Genomic DNA, 236 nt, shown 5'->3' with positions numbered 1-236 from the left:
GCCATCCATGGCCCAGTGCGGCTAACCCGGCGTCCTGCCGGGTTACCCACGAATTCAAGCCTGCGTTCGGCCAGCGTGGTTTAACGGGGCGCCTAAGATCAAGATCAAAAGCACGGCGGCCTTAGAGCCGACCGGTATTCTGGTCGACCCCGGTCCAAATGTGGGAGGGGGCTTGCCCCCGATGGCGGCCTCTGGGCCGCCGCAATGGGTCATCCCTGGCCCGGTGCGGCTAACCC

It is taken from the genome of Pseudomonas sp. 34 E 7 (assembly GCF_900005715.1).
GTDB lineage: Bacteria > Pseudomonadota > Gammaproteobacteria > Pseudomonadales > Pseudomonadaceae > Aquipseudomonas > Aquipseudomonas orientalis_A.
The sequence above is the reverse complement of the archived record's forward strand: the minus strand, read 5'-3'. Positions refer to the sequence as shown.